Origin of the sequence: Enterobacter sp. 01-M-02-SI-ECC (assembly GCF_047530595.1) — a bacterium.
Taxonomy (GTDB): domain Bacteria; phylum Pseudomonadota; class Gammaproteobacteria; order Enterobacterales; family Enterobacteriaceae; genus Enterobacter; species Enterobacter cloacae_M.
Genome location: NZ_JBLKCZ010000096.1, coordinates 1 through 939 on the forward strand (window position 1 = coordinate 1; position 939 = coordinate 939).

Genomic DNA, 939 nt, shown 5'->3' on the forward strand with positions numbered 1-939 from the left:
AGGGGTTTGAGAGCCAATGGAACGAAAACGTACGCTAAGAAGTTAATTCATTGTTTAAATTGAAATTTAGTTCTCTCAGTTCCCCCTTCAAAATATCCTCCGGTAGCGTAAACGTATAATGCCCCAGCATATTGATATGCCCGTGCATCAGTGGGGACAACCGGGCGATATCTTCAACCCCGATTTCTTCTCCATTACTGCGTATCCAGCTCAGGGCTTCCTGCATATAAAGTGTGTTCCACAGTACCACTGCGTTAGTGACCAGGCCCAGTGCCCCCAGCTGATCTTCCTGACCTTCACGATAGCGCTTTCTGATCTCACCGCGCTGCCCGTAGCAGATCGCCCTCGCCACAGCATGGCGGCCTTCCCCCCGGTTTAGCTGCGTCAGGATCCGCCGACGATAATCCTCATCATCAATATAATTAAGAAGGTACAGCGTCTTGTTGACGCGCCCCACTTCCATGATCGCCTGTGCCAGCCCTGATGGGCGCGAGCTTTTCAGCAAAGAGCGAATGAGTTCTGAAGCATGAATGGTGCCCAGTTTCAGCGAACCGGCGGTTCGCATCATCTCATCCCACTGATCCTCGGCTTTCGACAGATCGGCACAACCACGTGCCAGTTCGTCCAGTGCACCGTAATTTGCCGATTTATCCACTCGCCAGAATACCGCTTCACCGGCATCGGCAAGCCGGGGGGAAAACTGGTATCCCAGCAGCCAGAAGAGGCCAAAAATAATGTCGCTGGTACCGGCTGTGTCTGTCATGATCTCAACCGGATTCAGCCCTGTCTGCTGCTCCAGAAGGCCTTCCAGCACAAAAATGGAATCTCGTAATGTGCCGGGGACAACGATGCCGTGGAATCCAGAGTACTGATCAGAGACGAAGTTGTACCAGGTGATGCCACGTCCGGAACCAAAATATTTTCTGTTAGGTCCTGAAT

General features: G+C 52.1%; 1 protein-coding gene. It reads right to left on the reverse strand.

Going from position 1 to position 939, the window contains the following annotated elements; all coding sequences use genetic code 11:
- Positions 1-34 precede the first annotated feature (34 nt).
- The coding region (locus tag ACMWLG_RS25825; protein WP_414763061.1) for a transposase at positions 35-939 on the reverse strand (905 nt) is incomplete at its 5' end.